The sequence below is a fragment of the Burkholderia sp. B10 genome (assembly GCF_004368385.1).
In the GTDB taxonomy this organism is placed as follows: domain Bacteria; phylum Pseudomonadota; class Gammaproteobacteria; order Burkholderiales; family Burkholderiaceae; genus Burkholderia; species Burkholderia vietnamiensis.
In genome coordinates, this window is sequence record NZ_PQMX01000181.1 from 1 (window position 1) to 707 (window position 707).

Annotated in this window: 2 tRNA genes and 1 rRNA gene; all 3 read right to left on the minus strand. The window is 50.8% G+C overall.

The annotated features are described in order from the left end of the window. Window positions 1–333 precede the first annotated feature (333 nt). Window positions 334–409: transfer RNA gene (locus C3Y15_RS31495), tRNA-Ala, on the minus strand. Window positions 410–448: 39 nt separating this feature from the next. Next, window positions 449–525 (minus strand) — tRNA-Ile (locus tag C3Y15_RS31500). A 63-nt stretch (window positions 526–588) separates the two neighbouring features. After that, window positions 589–707: ribosomal RNA gene (locus C3Y15_RS31505) — 16S ribosomal RNA — on the minus strand; the annotation flags it as partial.

Below are 707 nucleotides of genomic sequence, written 5' to 3' on the forward strand. Positions count from 1 at the left end.
TCGCCTGTGATCGCCAAGGCATCCACCACATGCACTTGTTCGCTTGACCCTATAACGAGTCTGTCTCATCGACAGTCGTTACAGGTTGAGTTCTCGCGTTGTGCCGTATTCCAATTGAGTCGAACATAGAGTTCGAATCATCTTGAGATACATCGATACAATCACAACCCGGATAGTTTCCACGTCCATCTCAAGACGCTTCCGCTATCCAAATTACTTACTTCTTCCAGATTGTTAAAGAACGACAGCCGATATGGTGTTACTCATATCACTCTGACTGGCTCAATCGCCAATGACAAAAGCTCGACGCGTCGAACGCTTGTCATTGAGGATTGGTGGAGGCAGACGGGATCGAACCGACGACCCCCTGCTTGCAAAGCAGGTGCTCTCCCAGCTGAGCTATGCCCCCATGTACAGGTATTTCTCAGGTGTACCTACCGCCAGACAATGGTGGGTCTGGTTGGATTCGAACCAACGACCCCCGCCTTATCAAGACGGTGCTCTAACCGACTGAGCTACAGACCCCTGAGTCTGTCTTTAAATTTACAGCCGATAAGCGTGAGCGCTCAACTTTGCGAGAAGCTCTGGAAAGGAGGTGATCCAGCCGCACCTTCCGATACGGCTACCTTGTTACGACTTCACCCCAGTCATGAATCCTACCGTGGTGACCGTCCTCCTTGCGGTTAGACTAGCCACTTCTGGTAAAA